Source organism: Pseudonocardia sp. McavD-2-B (assembly GCF_024124365.1).
In the GTDB taxonomy this organism is placed as follows: Bacteria; Actinomycetota; Actinomycetes; order Mycobacteriales; family Pseudonocardiaceae; genus Pseudonocardia; species Pseudonocardia alni.
This window is the reverse complement of sequence record NZ_JAMXSG010000492.1, coordinates 1-1,870: the sequence shown is the minus strand read 5'-3', so window position 1 is coordinate 1,870 and position 1,870 is coordinate 1. Positions and strand designations below refer to the sequence as shown.

The 1,870-nt window shown below is 76.1% G+C and carries 3 protein-coding genes; 2 read left to right on the top strand and 1 reads right to left on the bottom strand.

Annotated elements, in window-relative coordinates:
• Positions 1–751, top strand: a 751-nt coding sequence (locus NH602_RS30580; RefSeq protein WP_253069652.1) for a sensor histidine kinase KdpD, incomplete at its 5' end; no start/stop codon positions are given.
• Positions 748–1,461 carry a response regulator gene (locus NH602_RS30575; RefSeq protein WP_301549160.1) on the top strand — a complete coding sequence of 238 codons (714 nt, stop codon included), beginning with the start codon at positions 748–750 and terminating at the stop codon, positions 1,459–1,461. The genes NH602_RS30580 and NH602_RS30575, both read left to right, overlap by 4 nt.
• Positions 1,462–1,468: 7 nt before the next feature.
• Here the strand turns inward: NH602_RS30575 and NH602_RS30570 are convergent.
• The coding region (locus NH602_RS30570; RefSeq protein WP_253069651.1) for a CAP domain-containing protein at positions 1,469–1,870 on the bottom strand (402 nt) is incomplete at its 5' end.

The window sequence follows — 1,870 nt, the reverse complement described above, 5'->3', positions numbered from 1 at the left end:
GGCGCTGCTGGCGCTGCGCGGGCAGCGCGCCGAGGCCGGCGCCGCCGACGCCGAGCGGCGCGCGGCGGCCAACGAGACCCGCGGGGCGCTGCTGTCGGCCGTCGGGCACGACCTCCGTAGCCCGCTGACCTCGATCAAGGCGGCCGCGGGCAGCCTGCGCGACGAGCACCTGCCCCTCGACGACGCCGACCGCGCCGAGCTGCTCGCCACCGTCGAGGAGTCCGCGGACCGGCTCACCGCGCTGGTGGACAACCTGCTCGACTCCTCGCGGCTCGCCGCGGGCGCGGTGACCCCGCTGCTCGCCCCGGTCGGCTACGACGAGGTCGCCGCGACCGCGCTGCTCGGCCTGGAGGGCGCCGACCGGGTCCGGTTGGAGATCGGCGAGGACGTGCCCGACGTGCTCGCCGACGCCGGGCTCCTGGACCGGGTCGTCGCCAACGTCGTGGACAACGCCCTGCGCCACGGCGGCGGGTCCGAGGTCGCGCTGCGGGCCAGCGCCTACGGCGACCGGGTGGAGCTGCGGGTGGTCGACCACGGCCGCGGGGTGGCCCCCCGCGAGCGGGACGCGCTGTTCGCGGCGTTCCAGCGGCTCGGCGACCGCGACGCCGTGGCCGGGCTCGGGCTGGGACTGTCGGTGGCCCGCGGGCTGACCGCGGTGATGGACGGCGAGCTCACCGCCGAGGACACGCCCGGCGGGGGCCTCACCGTCGTCGTGTCGCTGCCCGCCGCGGCCGTCGTGGTGGCGTCGTGAACGCGCCCGCGCGCGGCGCAGCGAACGGGGTGCGGGTGCTCGTCGTCGACGACGACCCGCAGATCCTCCGGGCGCTGCGGATCAACCTCACCGCGCACGGCTACACGGTGCTCGTCGCCGCCGACGGCTCGGCCGCGCTGCGGGCGGCCGCGGACGGGCATCCGGACGTCGTCGTCCTCGACCTGGGGCTGCCCGACCTCGACGGCACCGAGGTCGTCGAGGGGCTGCGCGGGTGGAGCACGGTGCCGGTGATCGTGCTGTCCGCGCGCACCGACTCCACCGACAAGGTCCGGGCGCTCGACGCCGGCGCCGACGACTACGTCACCAAGCCGTTCGGGATGTCCGAGCTGCTGGCCCGGCTGCGGGCCGCGGTGCGCCGCGCCGCCGTGTCGACCGTCGACGGCGAGGCCGTGGTCACCACCGCGGACTTCACCGTCGACCTCGCTGCCAAGACGGTCGCGCGCGCCGACGGCGCCGAGGTGCACCTGACCCCGACCGAGTGGGGGATCCTGGAGCTGCTGGTGCGCCACCGCGGCAAGCTCGTCGAGCAGAAGCGGCTGCTGCGCGAGGTCTGGGGTCCGCAGTACGGCACCGAGACCCACTACCTGCGGGTCTACCTCGCCCAGCTGCGGCGCAAGCTGGAGCCGGTGCCGTCACGGCCGAAGTACCTGATCACCGAGGCGGGGATGGGGTACCGGTTCGACGGCTGAGCCGGCCTCAGCGGCCGAAGTCCTGGGTCCAGTACCCGTCGGCCAGCCCGATGCCGATCGTGGTCAGCGAGCAGTCCAGGATGTTCTTCCGGTGCCCGGGGGACTCCATCCAGTCCTGCACGACGGTCGCCGCGTCCGGCTGGCCCATCGCGATGTTCTCCGCGCCGGGGGAGTCGTAGCCCGCCGCGGTGATGCGGTCGGCGAAGTCCCGGCCGTCGCGGCTGTCGTGGGCGAAGTAGCCCTGGGCGGCCATGTCCTCGCTGTGGCCCTGGGCGGCCGCGCTGATCCGCGGGTCGGCCCGCAGCGCACCGCAGCCCGCGGCGGCCCGCTCGGCGTTGGTCAGCTCCACGACCCGGGCGAGCTCGCCGGACAGCCCGGCGACGGCGACCCTCGCCGACGGGACTGCCGG